This window comes from Pseudomonas sp. GW821-FHT09E12, assembly GCF_059416085.1.
In genome coordinates this window covers 106,317-127,648 of sequence record NZ_JBWKOM010000009.1, presented here as the reverse complement: position 1 = coordinate 127,648, position 21,332 = coordinate 106,317, and the positions used below count along the sequence as shown (strand labels likewise).

Annotated in this window: 19 protein-coding genes; 12 read left to right on the top strand and 7 right to left on the bottom strand. The window is 64.0% G+C overall.

The genetic code is table 11. The features are described from left to right. The first annotated feature begins 38 nt into the window (after positions 1–38). Complete coding sequence (locus AC07PQ_RS24685) at positions 39–1,118, top strand: endonuclease/exonuclease/phosphatase family protein (RefSeq protein ID WP_493186558.1); 1,080 nt, start codon at positions 39–41, stop codon at positions 1,116–1,118. A 92-nt stretch (positions 1,119–1,210) separates the two neighbouring features. On the opposite strand, the gene hrpB is transcribed toward AC07PQ_RS24685, so the two are convergent. Further along, positions 1,211–3,742, bottom strand: a complete 2,532-nt coding sequence (gene hrpB / locus AC07PQ_RS24680; RefSeq protein ID WP_493186559.1) for an ATP-dependent helicase HrpB — start codon at positions 3,740–3,742, stop codon at positions 1,211–1,213. 117 nt (positions 3,743–3,859) lie between these two features. Here hrpB and pmcY point away from each other — a divergent pair, with 117 nt between their 5' ends. After that, positions 3,860–4,279, top strand: a complete 420-nt coding sequence (pmcY, locus tag AC07PQ_RS24675; protein ID WP_007927053.1) for a periplasmic Zn2+ metallochaperone PmcY — start codon at positions 3,860–3,862, stop codon at positions 4,277–4,279. Between the two features lie 31 nt (positions 4,280–4,310). Further along, the gene (locus AC07PQ_RS24670) at positions 4,311–5,207 is read left to right on the top strand and encodes a cation diffusion facilitator family transporter (protein ID WP_007927055.1); all 897 of its coding nucleotides are present in this window, start codon (positions 4,311–4,313) and stop codon (positions 5,205–5,207) included. Here AC07PQ_RS24670 and AC07PQ_RS24665 read toward each other — a convergent pair. Further along, positions 5,201–6,208, bottom strand: coding sequence for a DUF6515 family protein (locus tag AC07PQ_RS24665; protein ID WP_493186560.1), 1,008 nt, complete (start codon positions 6,206–6,208; stop codon positions 5,201–5,203). The genes AC07PQ_RS24670 and AC07PQ_RS24665 overlap by 7 nt on opposite strands. Positions 6,209–6,651: 443 nt before the next feature. Here AC07PQ_RS24665 and AC07PQ_RS24660 point away from each other — a divergent pair, with 443 nt between their 5' ends. After that, positions 6,652–7,131 carry an Lrp/AsnC family transcriptional regulator gene (locus tag AC07PQ_RS24660; RefSeq protein ID WP_007927059.1) on the top strand — a complete coding sequence of 160 codons (480 nt, stop codon included), beginning with the start codon at positions 6,652–6,654 and terminating at the stop codon, positions 7,129–7,131. A gap of 213 nt (positions 7,132–7,344) precedes the next feature. Further along, the gene (locus AC07PQ_RS24655) at positions 7,345–7,554 is read left to right on the top strand and encodes a DUF2788 domain-containing protein (RefSeq protein WP_007927060.1); all 210 of its coding nucleotides are present in this window, start codon (positions 7,345–7,347) and stop codon (positions 7,552–7,554) included. Here AC07PQ_RS24655 and AC07PQ_RS24650 read toward each other — a convergent pair. From AC07PQ_RS24650 to AC07PQ_RS24635, 4 genes are all read right to left on the bottom strand, one after another. Then, entirely contained in the window at positions 7,549–8,190 is a 642-nt protein-coding gene (locus tag AC07PQ_RS24650) for a pseudouridine synthase (protein ID WP_009045773.1), read from the bottom strand. The two genes, AC07PQ_RS24655 and AC07PQ_RS24650, sit on opposite strands and share 6 nt — an antisense overlap. 70 nt (positions 8,191–8,260) lie before the next feature. Beyond that, positions 8,261–9,733 carry an AMP nucleosidase gene (gene amn, locus AC07PQ_RS24645; protein ID WP_162136172.1) on the bottom strand — a complete coding sequence of 491 codons (1,473 nt, stop codon included), beginning with the start codon at positions 9,731–9,733 and terminating at the stop codon, positions 8,261–8,263. A 165-nt stretch (positions 9,734–9,898) separates the two neighbouring features. After that, positions 9,899–11,548, bottom strand: coding sequence for an acyl-CoA dehydrogenase family protein (locus tag AC07PQ_RS24640; protein WP_493186561.1), 1,650 nt, complete (start codon positions 11,546–11,548; stop codon positions 9,899–9,901). Positions 11,549–11,623: 75 nt separating this feature from the next. Beyond that, complete coding sequence (locus AC07PQ_RS24635) at positions 11,624–14,005, bottom strand: hybrid sensor histidine kinase/response regulator (protein ID WP_493186562.1); 2,382 nt, start codon at positions 14,003–14,005, stop codon at positions 11,624–11,626. Between the two features lie 292 nt (positions 14,006–14,297). On the opposite strand from AC07PQ_RS24635, the gene AC07PQ_RS24630 reads away from it, so the two are divergent. The 4 genes from AC07PQ_RS24630 (at position 14,298) to AC07PQ_RS24615 (ending at position 17,808) form a co-directional block, all read left to right on the top strand. Beyond that, positions 14,298–15,095 (top strand): hydroxymethylpyrimidine/phosphomethylpyrimidine kinase, encoded by a 798-nt coding sequence (locus AC07PQ_RS24630; protein WP_009051019.1) that lies wholly within the window; start codon positions 14,298–14,300, stop codon positions 15,093–15,095. A gap of 17 nt (positions 15,096–15,112) precedes the next feature. Continuing rightward, entirely contained in the window at positions 15,113–15,730 is a 618-nt protein-coding gene (thiE, locus tag AC07PQ_RS24625) for a thiamine phosphate synthase (RefSeq protein ID WP_493186563.1), read from the top strand. A 24-nt stretch (positions 15,731–15,754) separates the two neighbouring features. Beyond that, positions 15,755–17,038 (top strand): glutamate-1-semialdehyde 2,1-aminomutase, encoded by a 1,284-nt coding sequence (gene hemL / locus AC07PQ_RS24620; RefSeq protein ID WP_007927075.1) that lies wholly within the window; start codon positions 15,755–15,757, stop codon positions 17,036–17,038. Between the two features lie 215 nt (positions 17,039–17,253). Further along, positions 17,254–17,808 carry a tetratricopeptide repeat protein gene (locus AC07PQ_RS24615; RefSeq protein WP_007927077.1) on the top strand — a complete coding sequence of 185 codons (555 nt, stop codon included), beginning with the start codon at positions 17,254–17,256 and terminating at the stop codon, positions 17,806–17,808. 47 nt (positions 17,809–17,855) lie between these two features. Here the strand turns inward: AC07PQ_RS24615 and AC07PQ_RS24610 are convergent, their stop codons facing one another. Beyond that, the gene (locus AC07PQ_RS24610; RefSeq protein WP_007927079.1) at positions 17,856–18,182 is read right to left on the bottom strand and encodes a DUF1820 family protein; all 327 of its coding nucleotides are present in this window, start codon (positions 18,180–18,182) and stop codon (positions 17,856–17,858) included. 135 nt (positions 18,183–18,317) lie between these two features. Here AC07PQ_RS24610 and miaB point away from each other — a divergent pair, with 135 nt between their 5' ends. From miaB to ybeY, 3 genes are all read left to right on the top strand, one after another. Next, on the top strand, positions 18,318–19,667 hold the full coding sequence (gene miaB / locus AC07PQ_RS24605; RefSeq protein ID WP_493186594.1) for a tRNA (N6-isopentenyl adenosine(37)-C2)-methylthiotransferase MiaB: 1,350 nt from the start codon (positions 18,318–18,320) through the stop codon (positions 19,665–19,667). Positions 19,668–19,824: 157 nt separating this feature from the next. Further along, on the top strand, positions 19,825–20,844 hold the full coding sequence (locus AC07PQ_RS24600) for a PhoH family protein (protein WP_007927082.1): 1,020 nt from the start codon (positions 19,825–19,827) through the stop codon (positions 20,842–20,844). Further along, positions 20,837–21,331, top strand: coding sequence for an rRNA maturation RNase YbeY (ybeY, locus tag AC07PQ_RS24595; RefSeq protein WP_007927084.1), 495 nt, complete (start codon positions 20,837–20,839; stop codon positions 21,329–21,331). Before AC07PQ_RS24600 ends, ybeY begins: the two co-directional genes overlap by 8 nt. Position 21,332 lies beyond the last annotated feature (1 nt).

Here is a 21,332-nt window from a genome sequence, read left to right as displayed (position 1 = left end):
TGCTCGGGCTCAATCCAGCAACGCCATAAGCCGAGCCGATGCCCCGCCTATTTCGCTTCATCCTCCTGGGCCTGCTGATCAGCGCAGGCCTGTTATCAGCCCTGGTCTACAGCCTGACCTGGCGCCCCGACGCCAAGGAGTCGCTGCCGGTCGCCTGCACCGGCAAGGTGCCCAGCCTGGTGCCAGGCCAGGCGCTGAAGGTGATGACCTGGAACGTGCAGTACCTGGCGGGCAAGCGCTACGTGTTCTGGAACGACCAGGCCCAAGGGCCGGACGAGCGCCCGACCCCGGAAGACATGGCCTTCAGCCTGGACGAAGTGGCCCGGGTGATTCGCGATGAACAGCCGGACATCGTGCTGGTGCAGGAGCTGGACGACGGCGCCAAGGCCAGCGACTACCAGGACCAGCTCAAGCTGCTGCAGGAACGCCTGACCGACCTGTATCCGTGCAGCACACAGGCCTTCGACTGGAAGGCCGACTTCGTACCCTCCCCGCACATCTTCGGCAGCGTTGGCCGGCAACTGGCGACTTTGAGCCGCTACCGCATCGAACACGCCGAACGCCTGCAATTGCCGGTGCCCGAGGCCAATCTCCTCAGCCGCCAGTTCCAGCCGAAAAACGCCGTGCTGGTGAGTTACCTGCCGTTAAGCGACGGTGGGCAGATGGCGGTGCTCAACACCCATCTGGAGCGCGCGACGAAACCCGACGCCACCCTGCAAGCCCAGGTGAACGCGGTCACCAGGATCCTCGACCGCTTCGAAGCCCGTGGTACGCCCTGGCTGATCGGCGGCGATTTCAGCCTGCTGCCCCTGGGCCAGTACCAGCGGCTCGCCCCCGAGCAACGCACGCCCTACTCCGCCGACAGCGCGCTGCACACGCTCTGGGACAAGTACCCGATGATTCCCACCAACAACGAGGCCAGCGGTATCGACCGCGCCCTGTGGCTGACCCACTACCCCAACGACCCGGCCCTGAGCGGCCCGGATCGCACCGTCGACTACCTGTTCCACAGCCCGCGGCTCAAGCGAGTCGAGGCCCAGGTACGGCAGGACGACACCCTGCGCATCTCCGACCACCTGCCACTGATCGCCCGCTTCCTGCTGCCCGCCGCGCCGTAGCCGCTGCCGCCGATCGGCCGGAACGGTCGCTGACGTCGGCACTGGAGGTCCTGCGGACCTATCGCAGCCTGCGGCAGCGGCTACACACTGGGTTACTTGCGCGGTTTGGCGCGGGCCGTGGCTTCGGCCACCAGCGGGTCGTCCGGCCAGTAGTGTTTCGGGTAACGGCCCTTGAGGTCCTTCTTCACCTCGGCGTAGGTACTGCGCCAGAAGTTCGCCAGGTCCTGGGTGACCTGCACCGGCCACCGCGCCGGGGACAGCAGATGCAGCTTGACCACCTGCCGGCCACCGGCGATCCGTGGTGTCTCTGCCAGGCCGAACAACTCCTGCAAGCGCACCGCGAGAATCGGCGGTTGTTCACTGTAATCAAGGCGGATCGACGAGCCGGACGGCACTGTCAGGTGGTGCGGCGCCAGCTCGTCCAGGCGCTGCGGCAACGGCCAGGGCAGCAGGCTGTGGACAATGCTGGCCAGTTCCAGGTTGGTGAAGTGGCTGAGGCGCGAAACCTTGCCCAGATACGGCAGCAGCCAGCTTTCCAGGCTCTTGAGCAACGCCGCGTCACTGACATCCGGCCACTGGCTTTCGCCCTTGGCCTCTAGATCGAGCTGGCGCAACAAGGCCACCCGGGCCTGCCACTGGCGCAGCTCCGGGGTCCAGGGCAACAGTTCCAGGCCCTTGCGCCGCACCAGGTTGACCAGGGCCTGGCAGCGCGCTGCCTCGTCCAGGCCGGTCAGCGGCTCGCGGCTGAGCACCAGTTCGCCGACCTTGCGCTGGCGCTCGGCACGCAACACTCCTTCGCGCTCGTCCCAATCAAGCTGATCGACGCAGCGCACCTGCTCGGCCAGGACCGAGTCGAACAGCGCCGGGTCGAAATCCGCCGCCAGGTAGATGCGCTCTTCCCGCTGCCCCTGGCGACTGCCCAGGTCGGCGATCACCAGCCAGGGTTGCTTCATCAGGCTGTCGGTCTCGCTGAACAGCGCCGCGCGGCCGTTGGCCAGCCGGTATTCGGCGCCGCCGGGACGACGTTGCTGGGCGACCCGATCCGGATAGGCCAGCGCCAGCAAGGCGCCCAGCCAGCGCGGGTGATCCGGGTCCGCCACCGCCTGGCTTGGTTGTCCGCGCAGATAACCACGGTATTGCCGGGCCAGTTGCCGAGCCCGCTGGACCCCGCCCTGGGCGCCACGGGCCGCGCGCTCTTCGCCGGACAGCAGCACCAGGCGGCTATGCAGGTCGGCACCGCCGCCACGCAGGATGTCGCGCTCGCCGAGCAAGGCGGCGACGTCGCAGGCCATGTCCGCCAGCCCCAGGGCCTGGCCGCGCAACAGCAGATGGGCAATGCGCGGATGGGCCGGCAACTCGGCCATTGCCTGGCCATGAGGCGTCAGCTTGCAGTCCTCGCCAGCCTTGGCCGTCAGCGCTCCGAGGCGTTCGAGCAAGTCCTGGGCCTGGGCATAGGCCGCGCCGGGCGGCACATCCAGCCACACCAGTTGCGCCGGTATCACACCCCAGCGGGCCAGTTGCAGGGCCAGGCCCGCCAGGTCCGCCTGGAGAATCTCCGCGCTGCCATAGGCCGCCAGTTGTTCGTGCTGGTCCTGGGACCACAGGCGATAGCACACGCCCGGCTCCAGGCGCCCGGCCCGGCCGGCGCGCTGGGTGGCGCTGGCCCGGGAAATACGCTGGGTGTCGAGACGGGTCATGCCGCTGCCCGGGTCGAAACGCGGCACCCGTGCCAGCCCGGCATCGACCACCACGCGCACGCCGTCGATGGTCAGGCTGGTCTCGGCGATATTGGTCGCCAGCACCACTTTGCGCTTGCCCGGCGGGGCCGGTTCGATGGCCGCGCGCTGCGCCGCCAGGTCCAGTTCACCGTGCAGCGGACAGAGCAGCATCTCCGGGCGCTCGCCCAGGGCGTCGGCCAACTGCTGATGCACCCGGCGGATCTCGGCCTGCCCCGGCAAGAACACCAGGACGCTGCCGCTTTCATCGTTCAGCGCTTCAAGAACGGTCTGCACCAGCCGCGGCTCGATGAACTCGCCCGGCTGGAAGGGCCGCCCCCAGCGCACATCGACCGGGAACATGCGGCCTTCGCTGCGCAGGATCGGTGCGTCGTCCAGCAGCCCGGCCAGGCGCTCGCCTTCCAGGGTCGCCGACATCAGGAGGATTTTCAGCGGCTGCTCGTCGCGAAACAGATCGCGGCCATTGAGGCTCAAGGCCAGGGCCAGGTCGGCGTCGAGACTGCGCTCGTGGAATTCGTCGAAGATCAGCAGGCCGACGCCTTCCAGCGCCGGATCGTCCTGCAGGCGGCGGGTCAGGATCCCCTCGGTAACCACCTCGATGCGGGTGTTCGGGCCGACCTTGCTATCCAGACGGATACGGTAGCCCACCGTTTCGCCGACCTTTTCCCCCAGTTCGCTGGCTAGGCGCTCGGCCGCCGCCCGCGCCGCCAGGCGCCGCGGTTCGAGCATGAGAATGCGTTGTCCGGCCAGCCAGGGTTCGTTCAACAGGGCCAAAGGCACACGGGTGGTCTTACCGGCGCCGGGCGGTGCTTCGAGCACGGCCTCGTGGCGTGTCGCCAGGGCTTCACGCAGGGCGGGTAAAACTTCATCAATTGGCAAAGAATTCATACTGGCTCCCAAACAGAGGCGCGAGTATAACGGCGAACTGCCTGGCGTTAATCACGGTCTGAATTCATACCGGCAACGCTTCAGCCTTGCTCTTTCGTGTCTGTTCAGGAGATTTACATGCGTATTCCTTTCCGCATCATCGGCGGCGTCCTGGTTGCCACCCTGCTGACTCAGCTCACCGCCTGCGGCTCGATCTTCTTCCCCGACCGGCGCGGCCAGATCGACGGCAAGATCGACCCGCTGGTAGCCGTGCTCGACGCCGTGGGCCTGCTGTTTTATGTGATCCCGGGGCTGATCGCCTTTGGCGTTGACTTCGCCACCGGCGCCATCTACCTGGAACCGGGCAAGACCGCGCAGGTCGACCCGCACAAGCTGCAGCAAGCCATAGGCGCCGACGGCCAGGTCGATAACCACAAGTTGCAGGCTATCCTCGAAAGCGAGCTGGGCCGCAGCTTCCCTCTGGACGATCCACGCCTGATCCAGCACAAGGGCAGCGCGCAGCAACTGGCCCTGTACGGTCTGCAACCGGCAGCCTGACCCTCGCGTTTCTTGAAGGAACAAGCCTTGTATGAGCAGTAGCCCGGAACACGCACGCCTGTTGCGCCTGGCCACCCGCGCCTCGCTGGCGGTGGCCAGTATCCTGATCGTGGCCAAGGCCATCGCCTGGTGGCTGAGCGGCTCGGTCAGCCTGCTGGCCGGCCTCACCGACTCGCTGCTCGATGGCGCCGCGTCGTTCCTCAACCTGCTGGCCGTGCATTACGCCCTGCGCCCGGCCGACGAAGACCACCGCTACGGCCACGGCAAGGCCGAATCGTTGTCGGGCATGGCCCAGGCGCTGTTCATCGCGGTGAGCGCGGTGCTGATCGGGGTACAGGCCGTCGAACGCCTGCAGAACCCCGAACCGCTGGGCGCGCCCTGGATCGGTATCGGCGTGATGCTGTTGTCGCTGGCGCTGACCGTGGCGCTGCTGATGGTGCAATACCGGGTGATCCGCGAAACCGGCTCCACCGCGGTACGCGCCGATTCGCTGCACTATCGCTCCGACCTGCTGCTCAATGGCAGCATCCTGCTGGCGCTGGTGCTGGCCAGTTTCGGCTGGCAGCAACTGGACGCCTGGTTCGGCCTGGCGATTGCCGTCTACATCCTGTGGAGCGCGATCCAGATCGCTCGGGAAAGCGTGGCGGTGCTGATGGATGAGGAACTGCCGCCCGAGGTCAGCCAGCACATGCTGGAGCTGGTATGCGCCGTGCCCGGGGTACTCGGCGCCCATGACCTGCGCACGCGGATTTCCGGCAACCACTGGTTCGTGCAACTGCATCTGGAATTACCGGGGGAGCTGACCCTGTCGGTGGCCCACGGCATCAGCGATCAGGCCGCCGAGGCGATCCATGCGGCCTATCCGCGGGCCGAGGTGCTGGTGCACGCCGACCCGCAGGAAGCGGTGCTCGCCGCCCGGGCTCAGTAAGTCACCTGATAGCCGCGCGAGTTCAAGCAACCGCCCTGGGCCTGGCGGTAGGTCTGGACCACCTGCGGCGCCGGGGGATAGGTCATCGCCGCCGGGTCGAAGCCGCTCTGCTGCACCGCCCAGCGATAACAGTCGTAGCGGTCCTGATTGATCTGCTGCGGGCTCTGTCCGCTGACCGGGTAGGCCAGCACGTTGTAATCATTGCTGGCCTGCGGCGGCGGACTGGCCACCGGCGGCTCGACCACTACGTACTGCTGGGTACTGGCCTCGTAGCTGTAGTAGGCGCCCGCGGCCAGGAAGAACAGCGCGCTGCCGATCCACACCTCGCGCGCGTAGTCCGGCAGGTAGGCCACGCGAATCCCGTAGGGTGGGCGCACCACAACGTAACGCGGCCCCTCTGGGCGGTACCAATAGCCACCGGAGAAGTAATAGTCCCGGCCGCGATAAGGCACACGGTAATGCCGGTCCGGAAAACGATCGATCACATAACCCGGCCGATATTGCGGGCCTGGCCCCCAGCCATTGCCACGACCCTCCGGACGGCCCGGCCAGCGATAGTCGTAGGGACGCGAGCCCGGCCCGCCGGCCTGCCAATGCGGGTTGTAGTCGTTGCGGCGCGGAATGTCCTGGTAATAACCCTGGCGCGGTTCCTGGGTCTGGCGGACGGTATCGGGGCGGCCCTGGATCGGCAGGTTGGCGGACGGCTGTGCCGGTCGTCCCCGCCCTTCATCATTCGGCCCGTGGTTCTGCCAGCGCCCGTTCTCGACGTTGCGCTCGAACTGCTGGCTGTTGTCGCCGCGAATGATTTCAGTCTGCGGGCGCGGCGGCTGGTTTTCGCCGCGTCCCTGCCCCTTGCCCGAGTGCCCCTCGCCACCGCGCTGGCCGCCATCGGGGCCACCGCGACCGTCATTGCGGTTATCGCGGTCATCGGCGAGCACCTGTGCACTGACGCTCACACACAGCAAACCAACACCTGCCAAACGCCAGATGCGCGATTTCATGCTATTCCTCACTACGGATGGGGGCCTGTAGATAAGACTGGAAAAGCCCAGGCCGGTTCTGCCACAGGTTATCAGTCGCAACACTTATTTATTGAGGCGCCACGGGATATTTCCTGGCGCGCAGGCAATAAAAAAGGGGGACCCGTCGGTCCCCCTTTGAGAATTTCGTCCGTGCTCGACGCTTATGGCGCCGGCTCACCTCACGCCGTCTTCTGGACAGTGTGTAGCCCGGGGGCCGGCTCAACCCTGTGGGATTGGCGGCCGCGGCAGGCCTGATTCGGCGGGCCGCAGTGGACTCTATGTCCGGGCAGTGATTCTGGTGATAAGAATAGGCCTGGCGCGCCGACAGAGGATTGCGAAGATTGCTCCAACAAACATGACTTGCGCAATTTTTAACTCAAGATAGATAATATTTCGCAATAGTTATTAAAAAGGCCTGTTCCATGAGCAAACTCGACCGATACGACCTCAGCATTTTGGCGGAATTGCAGCGCGACGCCCGCATCTCCAATCAGGAACTGGCCGAACGTATCGGCCTGTCGCCTTCGCCGTGTTCGCGTCGGGTCAAGCAACTGGAAGATGACGGCTACATTTCCCGCCAGGTCGCCCTGCTGGACCGCAAGATGCTCGGCCTGAGCCTGACCGCCTACGTACTGATCGGCATGGATCGCCACACCCCCGAGCGTTTCGAGAACTTCGAGGCGGCGATCCGCAGCCTGCCGCAGGTCCTCGAATGCAGCCTGGTGACCGGGATGGACGCCGACTACCAGCTCAAGGTGGTGGTGCCGGACATGGATCACTACCAGAAACTGCTGCTCGGCCATCTGACCCGCATCGACGGCGTGACCAGCGTACGCTCCAGCTTCGTGCTCAATCAGGTGCTCAACAGCACCGAACTGCCGCTGACTCACCTGCGCAACTGAGCGCTATCTCTTCTGTAGGAGCGAGCTTGCTCGCGATAGAAATGTCCGGCCGCAACCGATGTATGGCCTGGAATATTTATCGCGAGCAAGCTCGCTCCTACAAGGACATGCGGAGCCTGTGACGACGAAGCGCACCTGGATCAATGCCCGGTCGCGGCCCCTTGACGTATACTCGCCCCCGCCTTTTAGCCTTGCCCGCGCTGGAGATGTTCGATGGATCCTGCAGTATTCGAAGAGTGGATGATGACCGGCCTGGTGACCATCCTGATCATTTTCATGGCCTTCATCGTCTGGGATCTGGCGAAGAAGTCCAAGGCCGGACGCTTCGGCTCGTTCATCCTGTTCTTCGTCCTGGGCCTGGGCGTGGCCGCGTTCATTATCAAGAGCGTGGTGATCGGCCTGATCGAATCCGGCGCCTTATAAGCGCGCCGGAACCTCCTTCCACTGGCCCTGATCGAGCCCTTCAATCGTCCAGTCGCCGATCCTGACCCGCACCAGGCGTAATGTCGGCAACCCCACGGCCGCGGTCATGCGCCGCACCTGGCGATTGCGCCCTTCACGAATAATCAATTCCAGCCAACTGGTGGGCACGCTCTTGCGAAAGCGCACCGGCGGGTTGCGCGGCCACAGTTGCGGCTCTTCCAGCTGCCGGGCTTCGGCTGGCAGGGTCATGCCGTCATTCAACTCCACTCCATCACGCAGACGCTGCAATTGCTCGGCCGTGGGCTCCCCTTCCACCTGCACCCAATAGGTCTTGGCCAGTTTGTGCCTGGGGTCGGCGATGCGCGCCTGCAACTGGCCGTCGTTGGTCAGCAGCAGCAAGCCTTCGCTGTCGCGGTCCAGGCGCCCGGCCGGGTAGATGCCGGGGATCGCGATGAAGTCCTTGAGGGTCGCCCGCCCTTCGCCGTCGCTGAACTGGGTCAGCACATCGAAGGGTTTGTTGAACAGGATCAGCTTCGGCTCGGCCGGTGGTGCCTTGGCAACACGGCGCGGCGCGGAAGACGACGAAGGACTCTTCACGCCAGGGCGGCGGGAAGCGGGACGAGGAGGACGAGACATGGCGAAAAGAGCATCTAACGGTCAGGGCCGACCATGCTAGTGGCCCGACCGTTAAATGACCATCCCGCGATCAGCGGAACGGCGGCTCGTCGAAGCTGCGCAGCTTGCGCGAGTGCAGCGAGTTGAGCTCGGTACGCAGCAGGTCCACCGCAGCGATACCGATCTTCAGGTGCTGGCTGACCGCGCGCTCATAAAAGGCGTTGGCCGAACCCGGCAGCTTGATTTCGCTGTGCAGCGGCTTGTCCGAGACACACAGCAAGGTGCCGTATGGCACCCGCAGGCGATACCCCTGGGCGGCGATGGTGCCGCTTTCCATGTCCACCGCCACGGCGCGGGACAGGTTGATCAGCGGACGCTCCTGGGCCCAGCGCAATTCCCAGTTACGGTCGTCGTAGGTCAGCACGGTGCCGGTGCGCAGGCGTTTTTTCAGGTCGTCGCCCTTCTCGCCGGTGACGTTGGCGGCGGCCTGCTGCAACGCCAGCTGCACTTCGGCCAGGGCCGGAATCGGAATGTTCGGCGGCACCACGCGATCGAGAATGCCGTCGCGACGCATGTAGGCATGGGCCAGCACGTAGTCGCCGATGGTCTGCGACTGCCGCAGGCCGCCGCAGTGGCCGATCATCAGCCAGCAGTGCGGACGCAATACCGCCAAATGGTCAGTGATGTTCTTGGCATTGGACGGGCCGACGCCAATGTTCACCAGGGTCACGCCGTGGCCGTCGCTGGCCTGCAGGTGATAAGCCGGCATCTGGTAGCGGTGCCAGACCACCCCGGCGGCGATCGACGAGGCTTCACCGTGATCCATGCCCTTCTCGATGATCACATTGCCCGGCAGGACCATGCGCACGAACCGCGGATCGCTGCGCAGTTGCTCCAGGCCGTGGGTGATGAACTGGTCGACATAGCGGTGGTAGTTGGTCAGCAGGATCCATGGCTGCACATGGCGCCAGTCGCTGCCGGTGTAGTGCACCAGGCGGCGCAGGGAGAAATCCACCCGCGCGGCATCGAACAGCGCCAGGGGCAGCGGATGGGTGTTTTCCCAATCGTACAGCCCGTCGGCGATGCCATCGGTGGCGGCGGACAGGTCGGTGCTGGGGAACACCCGCGCCAGCACCGCGGCGGTGACGCCGGAACCGGCCAGCTCATCGCCCTGCTCGACCACGTACGGATACGGGATGTTCTGCTCGCTGACGCCCACTTCCACGGTCACGGTGAAGTCGTGCATCAATGGCACCAGCTGTTCCAGCAGGTACTTACGGAAGGCGGCGGGATGGGTGACCGTGACGCTGTAGGTGCCCGGCAACTGGACCTTGGCGTAGGCCCGGGTGGTCTGCGGGACTTCGCCCTGACAGAGATAAGTCAGGCGCAATTCCGGGTAACGAAACAGGGCGCGTTGTTCGGCGTCCGGTTCGACACGATCCTTGAGGTAACGCTTGAGCGCCTGGCTCAGCGACGTGGTGGCCCGCTCATGCAAAGCGGCAAGCCGGTCCACGGCTTGCTCGGCGGTTTGAACGACAATAAAAGCTTCGGTCACGGTAAGCATCCTGTGTTCTGATCTTGCAGGCCTTCATCTTGCCTGCAACGCCGTCTCACGGGAACAGCGGAATATGCGTAGGAGCGAGCTTGCTCGCGAAAGATCTTTCAGGCCCCAGCCGATCGGTAGCCTGGACTATTTATCGCGAGCAAGCTCGCTCCTACAACAAACCAGTCAGAAGCCTGTCGGGGTGGAGCGCGCGACTATCGCTTCCACATCCAGCCCTCGCGGCAAGGTGCCGTAGACCCTTCCTGCCGAACCCAGGCGACTGGCGATAAAGGCATCGCTGACCGCTGCGTTGCCGGCTTCCAGCAGCAGCTTGGCCTGCAGGCCCAGGGCGATGTCCTCGGTCAGCTGGCGGGCGCGGTACTGAATGTCGTCGGTGTCCTGGAAGGCGCCTTTCAGGTTGGCGACATGCGCGGCCAGGCGCCTGTCGCCATGGCCATCGCCCAGCTCGGCGAACAACGCATCGAGCACGCCCGGCTCCTTGGACAAGGCGCGCAGCACATCCAGGCACTGCACGTTGCCGGAACCTTCCCAGGTCGAGTTGACCGGCGCTTCGCGGTACAGCCGCGGCAGAATGCTCTCCTCGACATAACCGGCGCCGCCCATGCACTCGGCGGCCTCGTTGATCATTGCCGGGGCCCGCTTGCAGATCCAGTACTTGCCCACCGCCGTCACCAGTCGCGAGAACAAGGCTTCTTGCGGGTCATCCAGGTTGTCCAGCGCGCGGCCCATGCGCAGGCTCAAGGCCAGCGCCGCCTCGCTTTCCAGCGCCAGGTCGGCCAGTACGTTCTGCATCAAGGGTTGCTCGCTGAGTACACGCCCGCCCACCAACCGATGGGCACAATGATGGGCGGCCTGGGTCAGCGCCTGGCGCATCAGCGAGCTGGAGCCGACCATGCAATCGAAGCGGGTCATGGCCACCATCTCGATGATGGTCGGCACACCGCGCCCTTCTTCACCGATCATCCACGCCAGGGCCCCGCGGAACTCCACTTCGCTGGAGGCATTGGAGCAATTGCCGAGCTTGTTTTTCAGGCGCTGGATATAGAACTGGTTGCGGCTGTCATCCGGACGATGGCGAGGCAACAGGAAGCAGGTCAGGCCTTTTTCGGTCTGGGCCAGGGTCAGGAAGGCGTCGCACATCGGCGCCGAACAGAACCATTTGTGGCCCACCAGTTCATAAGCCTGCCCCGGCCCCGTAGCACCCACCGGATACGCCTTGGTGGTGTTGGCGCGCACATCGGTACCGCCTTGTTTCTCGGTCATCGCCATGCCGATGGTGACGCCGGCCTTGTGGGCCATGCCGACATTGCGCGGGTCATATTCGGTGGCGAGGACTTTCGGCAGCCATTGTTCGGCGAGATCCGGCTGCAGCTTCAGCGCCGGCACACAGGCGAAGGTCATGGTCAGCGGGCAACCGCTGCCGGCCTCGGCCTGGCTGTGCAGATAGGTCATGGCGGCGCGCGCGACATGCGCCCCGGATTGCGGATGAGCCCAGGGCAAGGACGTCAGGCCGTGCTCGATGGCGGTGCGCATCAGCTCGTGATACGCCGGATGAAACTCCACCAGGTCGAGGCGATGCCCGTAACGGTCATGGCTGGTGAATACCGGCTTGTTCTGGTTGGCCAGGAACCCCGCTTCCATCAGCGGCCCACCGGCCAGGGCACCGTAGGCGTCGATCCGCGATTCGGCCCAGCCGGCGCCGAAATGCCGTGCCCACTCCTGCAACGGCAGATCGATTCGATAGAGGTTGGTACCGTCCAGGGAAGGTGGCTGGTTGGTGACTTCGTGGGTCTCGGCGAACTGGTGCAGGTTCATGTCGGGGCTCCTTGAGGGGTGTGCCAGAACCTCAGTTAAGCACCCCCTCCCCACCGAACAAAGTGGCATACCCGCCTAAATGCCGGCGCTTTCGCCCTGTTCCGAGGCCAGTACCCGACGCGCCAGAACAGCTTGCAGATCCTCGAATTTCACCGGCCAAGAGAGGTAATCGAGCAGGCAGCGCTCAGCATCCAGACCATGTGCCGAGGCCGACACCAGCAGCACCGGCAACCCGGCGCAACCCGGCATGCCATGCACCTGGTCGCATAGTTTGAGCGCCTCGGCCTGCTCGATCTGGCAATCGAGCAATACCGCATCCACCGACTCCCGGCGCAACAACGCCAGCGCCCCGCGAGCGTTCTCGGCCGTGCGTACCTGATAACCCAGCTTGAGCAACATGCCGCGGATCACCAGTTGATTGATGCTGTTGTCGTCCACCAGCAGCACACTGCAATCCTGCGGCATGCGCCGGACGGCGCGGACCCGCAGGGCCGGCTGGGAGGCCATCGGCTGCTCGCCGTCCACCTCGAAGGTCACCTCCAGGCGGAAACAGCTGCCACGCCCCGGCTCCGATTCATGGGTCAGATGGCCGCCCAGCAGATCCACCAGTTGCCGACAGATCGCCAGCCCCACGCCCAGTCCGCCGTACTCACGGGTCATCGATCCATCGAGCTGGAAGAAGCGCTGGTACAACGAGGCCTCATCGAGGTTGACGAAACCGATGCCGGTGTCGATCACCGCGAAGGTCATCGCCACCCGCCCGGCTGCCACCGGCTTGCCAGTCACTCGCAGGACCAGGCCACCCACCCGGGTGAACTTGATGGCATTGTCCAGCAGGCACTCCAGGCACTGGCTCAACTTGCCGCGATCGCCCAGCAGCCGATTGGGCAGCCCGGCGGCCAGGTCGACATCGAAGCCCAGCCCCTTGGCCGAGGCGTTGGCGCAAAACTGGCCCAGCAAGGCATCGAGCAGCGAACGCAGGCTGAAAGTCTCGTGCTGGGCGCTGAGCTTGCCGGCCTGCAGCTCGGTCAGGGTCAGGATGCCATTGACCATGCGCATCATGTCCCGGGCCGAACCGGCGGCAGTCTGCTGGTATTGCTCCAGTTCCGGATCGAGATCGACGGTCTGCATCAGCTCCAGGGAACCGATCACCCCATTCATCGGCGTGCGCAGTTCGTGGGTCAGGGTGGCGAGGAACTCATCCTTGAGCCGGTTGCTGTGGGCCAGCTGCTGGTTGAGCACTTCGAGCTTCTGCCCGGCATCGAACAGGGTCTGCGCCTGCTGCTCGCGCATCGAGTTGATGCGGTCGGCCAGGGCCAGCGACAACAGCGCCACCTCGATGGCCGAACCGATCTGGCTGGAATACATGGTCAGGAACATGTTCGGCAGATAGCCCAGCACCATCAGGGTATTGATGATCCCGCCCACCAGGAACGCCGACCAGGCGATGATGAAGTAGCGCGCCACGCGCATGCCGCGGCACCAGGCGACGATGCCGGAGACGAAGATCACCACGGTAAAGATCAGCGCCAGGGCCGTGGCCAGACGCAACGCCAGGGCGTAGCTGGTCATCAGCGACAGGGCCACCACCACGGCACTGCACAGGATCAGCACCAGCAGCAGGCGATCGACCCAGCGGCTGTGGCTGGCGGTCTGCAGGAAACTGCGGGCGAACTGGCTGCCGAACAGGGCCGCCGCGCCGATGAAAAATGGCGTTGCCGCGTTGGCCCACCACGGGTTGTCCGGCCAGAAGTACTCCACCGCGGCGCCGTTCACCGACAGTTGGTACAGCCCGAACGAGGCGATGTAGAGGATGTAATAGAGGTAACTGGTGTCGCGCACGCTCAGGTAAATGAACAGGTTGTAGACCAGCATCCCCAGCAGCACGCCGTAGATCAGGCCGAGTACATACAGGCGCACCGGCTGCGCTTCCAGGTACGCCGTGCTGGACCAGAGCGTCACCGGCGCCTGGACCGAGCCCTGGCTCTGCAGGCGCAGGAACAGGGTCTTTTGCTCGTAGGGCGCGAAGCTCAGGTCAAACAGGTAATTGTTCTGGCGGATCTGCCGGCTGTCGAACGGCAAGGCATCGCCGGTGCGCTGGGCCAGACGGTAGCCCCCGGTTTCATCGGGCACATACAGTTCCAGATGATCGAGCGGCGGATAGGCCAGCTCCAGCAGCCAGGTGTGTCGTATGGAAGGGTTGGCGGGACGGTAGCTGAGGTGGATTTTCAGCCAGAATGCCGAGCGGGAGTAACCCGCGTTGAGGGTGGCCTTGTCATGGGTCTTGAAACTACCGGCCATCGCCGCTGCGCTGACATCCGCGATCGTTGCCTGACCACTCGCGTCTTCAAACACCTGCATCACCCGACCCAAGGGCAGGCTTTGGGTGAACTCGTCGAACTCGACCGCGCCAGCCAGCATCGGCAAGCTCAACAGCAACATCAGCAAATAGCGCATAAAGCCCCAGCGTGGCCTGTCCGGTTGTGTCAGGAAGCCCCCCATTTCCCTTTGAGTAGACGTAAAACCGGCATGACCTGTTATTGGTTTGGATCCACTCTAGCATAGCCGTTGATGGCCAAAGAACACCATGAAAAGTTTTAGTTTAAAGGCTCTAGAACGGGCGTTTCAGCGCTATCCATTGATCTAGAGCTGTTGCCTCGGTCAACTTGTCGGCAAGGCGGAAAAACCAGCCCCGGCCGACACGCGAGGAGCCGTGCAAAAAAGACGTTTGGTGGTAAGCTCGCGCACCATGAATATCTACAGCTCTCGCCCCGTTGTCCTCTGTCTCTCCGGCCACGACCCCAGTGGTGGCGCCGGCCTGCAGGCAGATATCGAAGCCCTGCTCGCCCAGGGTTGTCATGCAGCTCCCGCCGTGACCGCGCTGACCGTGCAGGATACGGTCAACGTCAGCGACTTCCGTGTGCTGGATCGCGAGTGGGTGCTGGCCCAGGCCAACGCCGTACTCAACGACTCCACGGTCGCCGCGGTCAAGCTGGGCATGCTCGGCTCGCTGGAAATGGTCGACACCGTGGTCGAGCTGTTGCAGGCGCATCCGCACCTGCCGATGGTCTGCGACCCGGTATTGCGCGCCGGCGGCGGCGGACGCCTGGGCAAGGACGAGGTCGGTTACGCCATGCGTGAACGCCTGCTGCCACTGGCGACCATCGCCACCCCGAACCTTCCGGAAGCACGAATCCTCGCCGAGTTGCCCGAAGGCACTGCGGACCAGTGCGCGGAAAAGCTCCTGCCGTTCGTCAAACACCTGCTGATCACCGGCGGCCATGGCGACGAGCATGAAGTGCATAATCGCCTGTACAGCCGCGACGGCAGCCGTCACACCTACACCTGCCAGCGGCTGCCGGGCAGTTATCACGGTTCCGGTTGCACCCTGGCCAGCGCCCTGGCCGGACGCCTGGCCCAGGGCGAAAGCCTGGCCAGCGCCGTGAAGTCGGCCCTCGATTACACCTGGCGCACCCTGCGCGACGCCGAGCAACTGGGCCAAGGCCAGTTCGTACCGCGCCGCCTGCCGCTGGACTTCTGCTCGTAAGCCATGAGGCTCGCTCGATGAAACTACGTGGTCTGTATGCCATTACCGACAGCCAACTGTTGGCCGGCAAATTCCTGCAGTACGTGGAGGCGGCGCTCGACGGTGGCGTGACCCTCCTGCAATACCGCGACAAGAGCAGCGACGAGGCCCGCCGCCTGCGCGAAGCCGAAGCCCTGCACAGCTTGTGCGAGCGCTACAAGACGCAACTGATCATCAACGACGACGCCGAGTTGGCCGCGCGCATTGGCGTCGGCGTACACCTGGGCCAGACCGACGGCCCGCTGACTCCGGCCCGTGCCCTGCTCGGCCGCCAGGCGATCATCGGCTCGACCTGCCACGCCCAACTGGAGCTGGCCGAGCAAGCCGCCAAGGAAGGCGCCAGCTATGTCGCTTTCGGTCGCTTCTTCAATTCCAACACCAAGCCCGGCGCGCCGACGGCCCACCTGGAGCTGCTGGACCAGGCCCGCGCCCGGCTGCACCTGCCGATCTGCGCGATCGGCGGCATCACCCTGGAGAACGCCGCGCCGCTGGTCGCCCATGGCGTCGACCTGCTGGCCGTGGTCCATGGCCTGTTCGGCGCCGACAGCGCCCAGGAAGTGACCCGCCGTGCCCGCGCCTTCAACGCCCTCTTCTAACCGCTGATTTTCGAGAGTCCGATCATGTCTCGTTCCGAAACCCTGTTTGCCAATGCCCAGAAACACATCCCCGGCGGCGTGAACTCGCCCGTGCGTGCGTTCAAGAGCGTGGGCGGCACGCCGCTGTTCTTCAAACACGCCGAAGGCGCCTACGTCACCGACGAAGACGACAAGCGTTATGTGGACTACGTCGGTTCCTGGGGGCCGATGATCCTTGGCCACAGCCATCCGGATGTGCTGGACGCGGTGCGCAAGCAGCTGGAACACGGTCTGTCCTACGGCGCCCCGACCGCCATGGAAACCGAAATGGCCGATCTGGTCTGCTCCATCGTGCCGTCCATGGAAATGGTGCGCATGGTCAGCTCCGGCACCGAAGCGACTATGAGCGCGATCCGCCTGGCCCGCGGTTTCACCGGCCGCGACAGCATCATCAAGTTCGAAGGCTGCTACCACGGCCACTCCGACAGCCTGCTGGTCAAGGCTGGCTCTGGCGCGCTGACCCAGGGCGTGCCCAGCTCGGCCGGCGTACCGGCGGCTTTCGCCAAACACACCCTGACCCTGCCGTTCAACGACATCGACGCGGTCGAGAAGATGCTCGCCGAGGTCGGCCAGGAAGTGGCCTGCATCATCGTCGAGCCGGTGGCCGGCAACATGAACTGCGTGCCACCGGCCCCGGGCTTCCTCGAAGGCCTGCGCAGCCTGTGCGACAAGCACGGCGTGGTGCTGATCTTCGACGAAGTGATGACCGGTTTCCGCGTCGCCCTGGGCGGTGCCCAGGCGCACTACGGGGTGACCCCGGACCTGTCCACCTTCGGCAAGATCATCGGCGGCGGCATGCCGGTGGGTTGCTTCGGCGGTAAACGCCAGATCATGGAACACATCGCGCCGCTGGGCCCGGTCTACCAGGCCGGCACCCTGTCGGGCAACCCGCTGGCCATGGCCGCCGGCCTGACTACTCTGCGCCTGATCAGCCGTCCGGGCTTCCACGCCGAGCTGAGCGACTACACCAGCCGCCTGCTCGACGGCCTGCAGCAACGCGCTGACGCCGCCGGTATCCCGTTCGTGACCACCCAGGCGGGCGGCATGTTCGGCCTGTATTTCAGCGGCGCCGACGATATCGTCACGTTCGACGATGTGATGGCCAGCGATGCCAATCTGTTCAAACGCTTCTTCCACCTGATGCTCGAAGGCGGTGTCTACCTGGCCCCGAGTGCCTTCGAAGCCGGCTTCACCTCGATCGCCCACGGCGACGCCGAGCTGAAACTGACCCTGGACGCGGCCGAACGCGCTTTCGCTGCCCTGAAGTAACCTTCCCCGCCAAACCGGCGCCACACTTGCTGACGCCGGTTTTACGCTGCATTCGCGCCCCAACTCCTGAAACAGCCCCGAAAGCGGCGGATATCGCGCCCGCGCAGCAGAAAAACGAGTAAAGACTTTGTAAGGTTGGCCCTGCTTATTTCATAATGCGCGCTTATTGGATCCCTCGATGGGTCCGCGCGCCCTTCAGAGGTAAGTCGATTCCCATGAACCGCACCGGCCGCGCCCTTGCACTGGGCTGCCTGTTGCTCCTTCAGCCCCTGCTCGCGCATGCACAAGCAGGCGGCAACTCGTTGTTGATCCCAGCGATGGGTCGCTGCACCCTCAATACTCAGTCACAGGATCTGTCCGAGGCCCTGGCGGTCTGCCAGAAGGCGGCTGACGAAGGGGATGCGCAAGCGCAATACGAGTTGGGCGAGTTCTACTACGAAGGTAAAAATACCCCGCGCGATCTCAATCAGGCCCTGAGCTACTTTGAAAAGGCCTCGCTGCAAGGCCACGCCCAGGCGCAATTCAAACTCGGCACCATGTTCTTTCGCGGCGAAGGCGTACCGGCCAACAACGTTCAGGCCTATATCGTGCTGAAGATGGCGGCAGTCAATGGCGCCGAAGAGGCACTGGACACGGCTGACGAAGTGGCTGAGCACATGCAGCGCGACGAGCTGGAAGTCGCCACCCAGGTGCTGGGGCAGATTTTCCGCAAATACCTGATGGAATTGCAGAGCGCCGACGGGCGTTCGCCCTTCTCACCCCTGCCTTGATGACATCGCGAGCAAGCTTGCTCGCGATAGCACACTCGATACAGCCCTTACTTCTCAGGCATCGGCATCGGAAACGGCATGACGTTGCTCACGCCACGCGCCTCGCTGATCTTCGGTGTACCCAGGCGCTCGACCTCGTCGATACGCACGATCGAATGCATCGGCACAAAGCTGCGCACCACGCCTTCGAACTGGGCCTTGAGCTTCTCTTCGCTCGGATCGACGACCACTTGCGTGCGCTCGCCAAAGACGAACTCTTCCACCTCCAGGAAACCCCACAGATCACTTTGATAGATCTGCTTGGCGTACATTTCGAACACCTGTCCCTGGTTGAGGAAAATCACCTTGTAGATTGGAGCTTCACGTTTGGTCATGGTGGGCGGGTAACACATCGGGGGATATAAAAGAGGGCGCGAACTATAGCATAGCCACCGGACGCGCAGCGGTAGGAACCTCAGGCCATGTTCCCTATAATGCGCGGTTCTTTGAATCACGTGATGACTCCGTCCATGGCCAAGAAGCTCTACATAGAAACCCACGGTTGCCAGATGAACGAGTACGACAGCTCGCGCATGGTCGATCTGCTGGGTGAACACCAGGCCCTGGAAGTCACCGCCCGCGCCGAAGACGCGGACGTCATCCTGCTCAACACCTGCTCGATCCGCGAACGAGCCCAGGACCGGGTGTATTCCCAACTGGGTCGCTGGCGCGAGCTGAAGCTGGCCAACCCGGACATGGTCATCGCCGTCGGCGGTTGCGTGGCCAGCCAGGAAGGCGCGGCCATCCGCGATCGCGCGCCCTATGTCGACGTGGTCTTCGGCCCGCAGACCCTGCACCGCCTGCCGGAAATGATCGATGCTGCCCGCAGCAGCAAGCTGCCGCAGGTCGACGTCTCGTTCCCGGAAATCGAGAAATTCGACCACCTGCCAGAGCCGCGCATCGATGGCCCGAGTGCCTATGTCTCGGTGATGGAAGGCTGCAGCAAGTACTGCACCTTCTGTGTGGTGCCCTACACCCGTGGCGAGGAAGTCAGCCGGCCGTTCGACGACGTGATCTGCGAGATCATCCACCTGGCGGAAAACGGCGTGCGCGAAGTCACTCTGCTGGGGCAGAACGTCAACGGTTACCGTGGCCAGACCCACGACGGCCGCCTGGCCGACCTCGCCGAACTGATCCGTGTGGTCGCGGCGGTCGATGGCATCGAGCGCATCCGCTATACCACCTCCCATCCACTAGAGTTCTCCGACAGCCTGATCCAGGCCCACGCCGAAGTGCCGGAACTGGTGAAACACCTGCACTTGCCGGTGCAATCGGGTTCCGACCGGATTCTTGCGGCCATGAAGCGCAACCATACGGCGCTGGAATACAAATCCAAGCTGCGCAAACTGCGCGCCGCCGTGCCGGGCATCTGCATCAGCTCGGACTTCATCGTCGGCTTCCCCGGCGAGACCGAAAAAGACTTCGAACAGACCATGAAGCTGATCGAAGACGTCGGCTTCGACTTCTCCTACTCGTTCGTCTACAGCCAGCGCCCGGGCACCCCGGCGGCCGACCTGGCGGACGACACCCCGGAAGAGTTGAAAAAGGAACGCCTGAACGCGCTGCAACATCGGCTGAATCAGCAAGGATTCGAAATCAGCCGACAGATGGTCGGCTCGATCCAGCGCATCCTCGTCACCGACTATTCGAAGAAAGACCCGGGCGAACTGCAGGGGCGGACCGAAAACAACCGCATCGTCAATTTCCGCTGTGACAACCCGACGCTGATCGGCCAGTTTGCCGATGTGCACATCGACTCGGCCCAGCCTCACTCGCTGCGCGGATCGCTGCTGCAACAATCTCCTGCCGATGCTGGCTGACCAGCGGTAGCGGCCTCGGGCCCGCCATCGCCGGGAAGCCGGCTTCCAAGGAAAATGTGGCGAAAGACATTGCTTTGTATAAGAGCTTTCGCACCCAGGCCGCTGGCGTTATCCTTGAATTCATCCCTTATTGCCGTTGGGCGGCTAAAAAACGACCTTGAACGCACCCATAGAACCACATCGTTTCATCCTCGAGCCCTTTGAGGCTCGCCGCTTCGCCAATCTGTGCGGGCAATTCGACGAGCATTTGCGCTTGATCGAGCAGCGCCTGACCATCGAGATCCGCAACCGCGGCAATCAGTTCGAACTGATCGGCGAACCCAAGCACACCACCTCCGCGGAAAACCTCCTGCGCCGCCTGTACCGGGAAACCAAGGGTACCGAGCTGTCGCCGGACATGGTGCATCTGTTCCTCCAGGAATCCGCCGTCGAAGAACTGGACAATCACCCTGTCGCCGAAGCGGCCGTGGCCCTGCGCACCAAAAAAGGCATGATTCGCCCCCGCGGCTTGAATCAGCAGCGCTACGTCAAGGAAATCCTCGGCAACGACATCAACTTCGGCATAGGCCCGGCCGGTACCGGCAAGACCTACCTGGCCGTGGCCTGTGCGGTGGACGCACTGGAGCGCGAGCAGGTACGACGCATCCTGCTGGTGCGTCCGGCGGTCGAAGCCGGTGAGAAACTCGGTTTCCTGCCGGGTGACCTGGCCCAGAAGATCGACCCGTACCTGCGCCCGTTGTATGACGCGCTGTATGAAATGCTCGGCTTCGAACACGTGGCCAAGCTGATCGAGCGCCAGGTCATCGAGATTGCGCCGCTGGCGTATATGCGAGGCCGTACGCTGAACAACAGCTTCATCATTCTCGACGAAAGCCAAAACACCACCGTCGAACAGATGAAGATGTTCCTGACCCGGATCGGCTTCGGCTCCACCGCCGTGATCACGGGCGACATCACCCAGGTCGACCTGCCCAAGGGCACCAAGTCCGGCCTGGCCCATGTGATCAACGTCCTCAAGGACGTCCCGGGCATCAGCTTCACCCACTTCATGCCCAAGGACGTGGTGCGCCATCCGCTGGTGCAACGCATCGTCGAAGCCTATGAGCGCTTCGAGCAGCGCGTGGCCGACGAGTCCGCCCAGTCCGCCGCGGAAAAAGGCAATCGCCACGATGCTTGAGCTTGATCTGCAACTGGCAAGCGACAAGCCTGCTCCCAGTGAAGCCCTGTTCCGCCAATGGTGTGAGCTGGCCCTGCGCCAGCGCACGGCCGACTCGGAACTGACCATCCGCCTGGTGGACGAACCCGAAGGCCGCGAACTGAACCGCACCTGGCGGCAGAAGGACTACGCCACCAACGTCCTGTCGTTCCCTGCCGACGTGCCGGACGAGCTACTGGACATTCCATTGCTCGGCGACCTGGTGATCTGCGTCGAAGTGGTCGAGCGCGAAGCCGCCGAACAAGGCAAGGACCTCCAGGCCCACTGGGCCCATCTGGTGATTCACGGCTGCTTGCATCTATTGGGTTACGACCATATAGATGACGACGAAGCCGAAGAAATGGAAGCACTGGAACGAACGTTGCTTGCAGAACTGGGTCATCCCGACCCTTATGCGGACGACGAAACCGAAGAACATCCATCTGTAACAACCAAGGATTTAGAGTAAT

Coding starts and splice junctions, on each gene's coding strand:
- AC07PQ_RS24685 (WP_493186558.1), top strand. CDS start 39: ATGCCCCGCCTATTTCGCTTCATCCTCCTGGGCCTGCTGATCAGCGCA.
- hrpB (WP_493186559.1), bottom strand. CDS start 3,742: ATGAATTCTTTGCCAATTGATGAAGTTTTACCCGCCCTGCGTGAAGCC.
- pmcY (WP_007927053.1), top strand. CDS start 3,860: ATGCGTATTCCTTTCCGCATCATCGGCGGCGTCCTGGTTGCCACCCTG.
- AC07PQ_RS24670 (WP_007927055.1), top strand. CDS start 4,311: ATGAGCAGTAGCCCGGAACACGCACGCCTGTTGCGCCTGGCCACCCGC.
- AC07PQ_RS24665 (WP_493186560.1), bottom strand. CDS start 6,208: ATGAAATCGCGCATCTGGCGTTTGGCAGGTGTTGGTTTGCTGTGTGTG.
- AC07PQ_RS24660 (WP_007927059.1), top strand. CDS start 6,652: ATGAGCAAACTCGACCGATACGACCTCAGCATTTTGGCGGAATTGCAG.
- AC07PQ_RS24655 (WP_007927060.1), top strand. CDS start 7,345: ATGGATCCTGCAGTATTCGAAGAGTGGATGATGACCGGCCTGGTGACC.
- AC07PQ_RS24650 (WP_009045773.1), bottom strand. CDS start 8,190: ATGTCTCGTCCTCCTCGTCCCGCTTCCCGCCGCCCTGGCGTGAAGAGT.
- amn (WP_162136172.1), bottom strand. CDS start 9,733: ATGCTTACCGTGACCGAAGCTTTTATTGTCGTTCAAACCGCCGAGCAA.
- AC07PQ_RS24640 (WP_493186561.1), bottom strand. CDS start 11,548: ATGAACCTGCACCAGTTCGCCGAGACCCACGAAGTCACCAACCAGCCA.
- AC07PQ_RS24635 (WP_493186562.1), bottom strand. CDS start 14,005: ATGCGCTATTTGCTGATGTTGCTGTTGAGCTTGCCGATGCTGGCTGGC.
- AC07PQ_RS24630 (WP_009051019.1), top strand. CDS start 14,298: ATGAATATCTACAGCTCTCGCCCCGTTGTCCTCTGTCTCTCCGGCCAC.
- thiE (WP_493186563.1), top strand. CDS start 15,113: ATGAAACTACGTGGTCTGTATGCCATTACCGACAGCCAACTGTTGGCC.
- hemL (WP_007927075.1), top strand. CDS start 15,755: ATGTCTCGTTCCGAAACCCTGTTTGCCAATGCCCAGAAACACATCCCC.
- AC07PQ_RS24615 (WP_007927077.1), top strand. CDS start 17,254: ATGAACCGCACCGGCCGCGCCCTTGCACTGGGCTGCCTGTTGCTCCTT.
- AC07PQ_RS24610 (WP_007927079.1), bottom strand. CDS start 18,182: ATGACCAAACGTGAAGCTCCAATCTACAAGGTGATTTTCCTCAACCAG.
- miaB (WP_493186594.1), top strand. CDS start 18,318: ATGGCCAAGAAGCTCTACATAGAAACCCACGGTTGCCAGATGAACGAG.
- ybeY (WP_007927084.1), top strand. CDS start 20,837: ATGCTTGAGCTTGATCTGCAACTGGCAAGCGACAAGCCTGCTCCCAGT.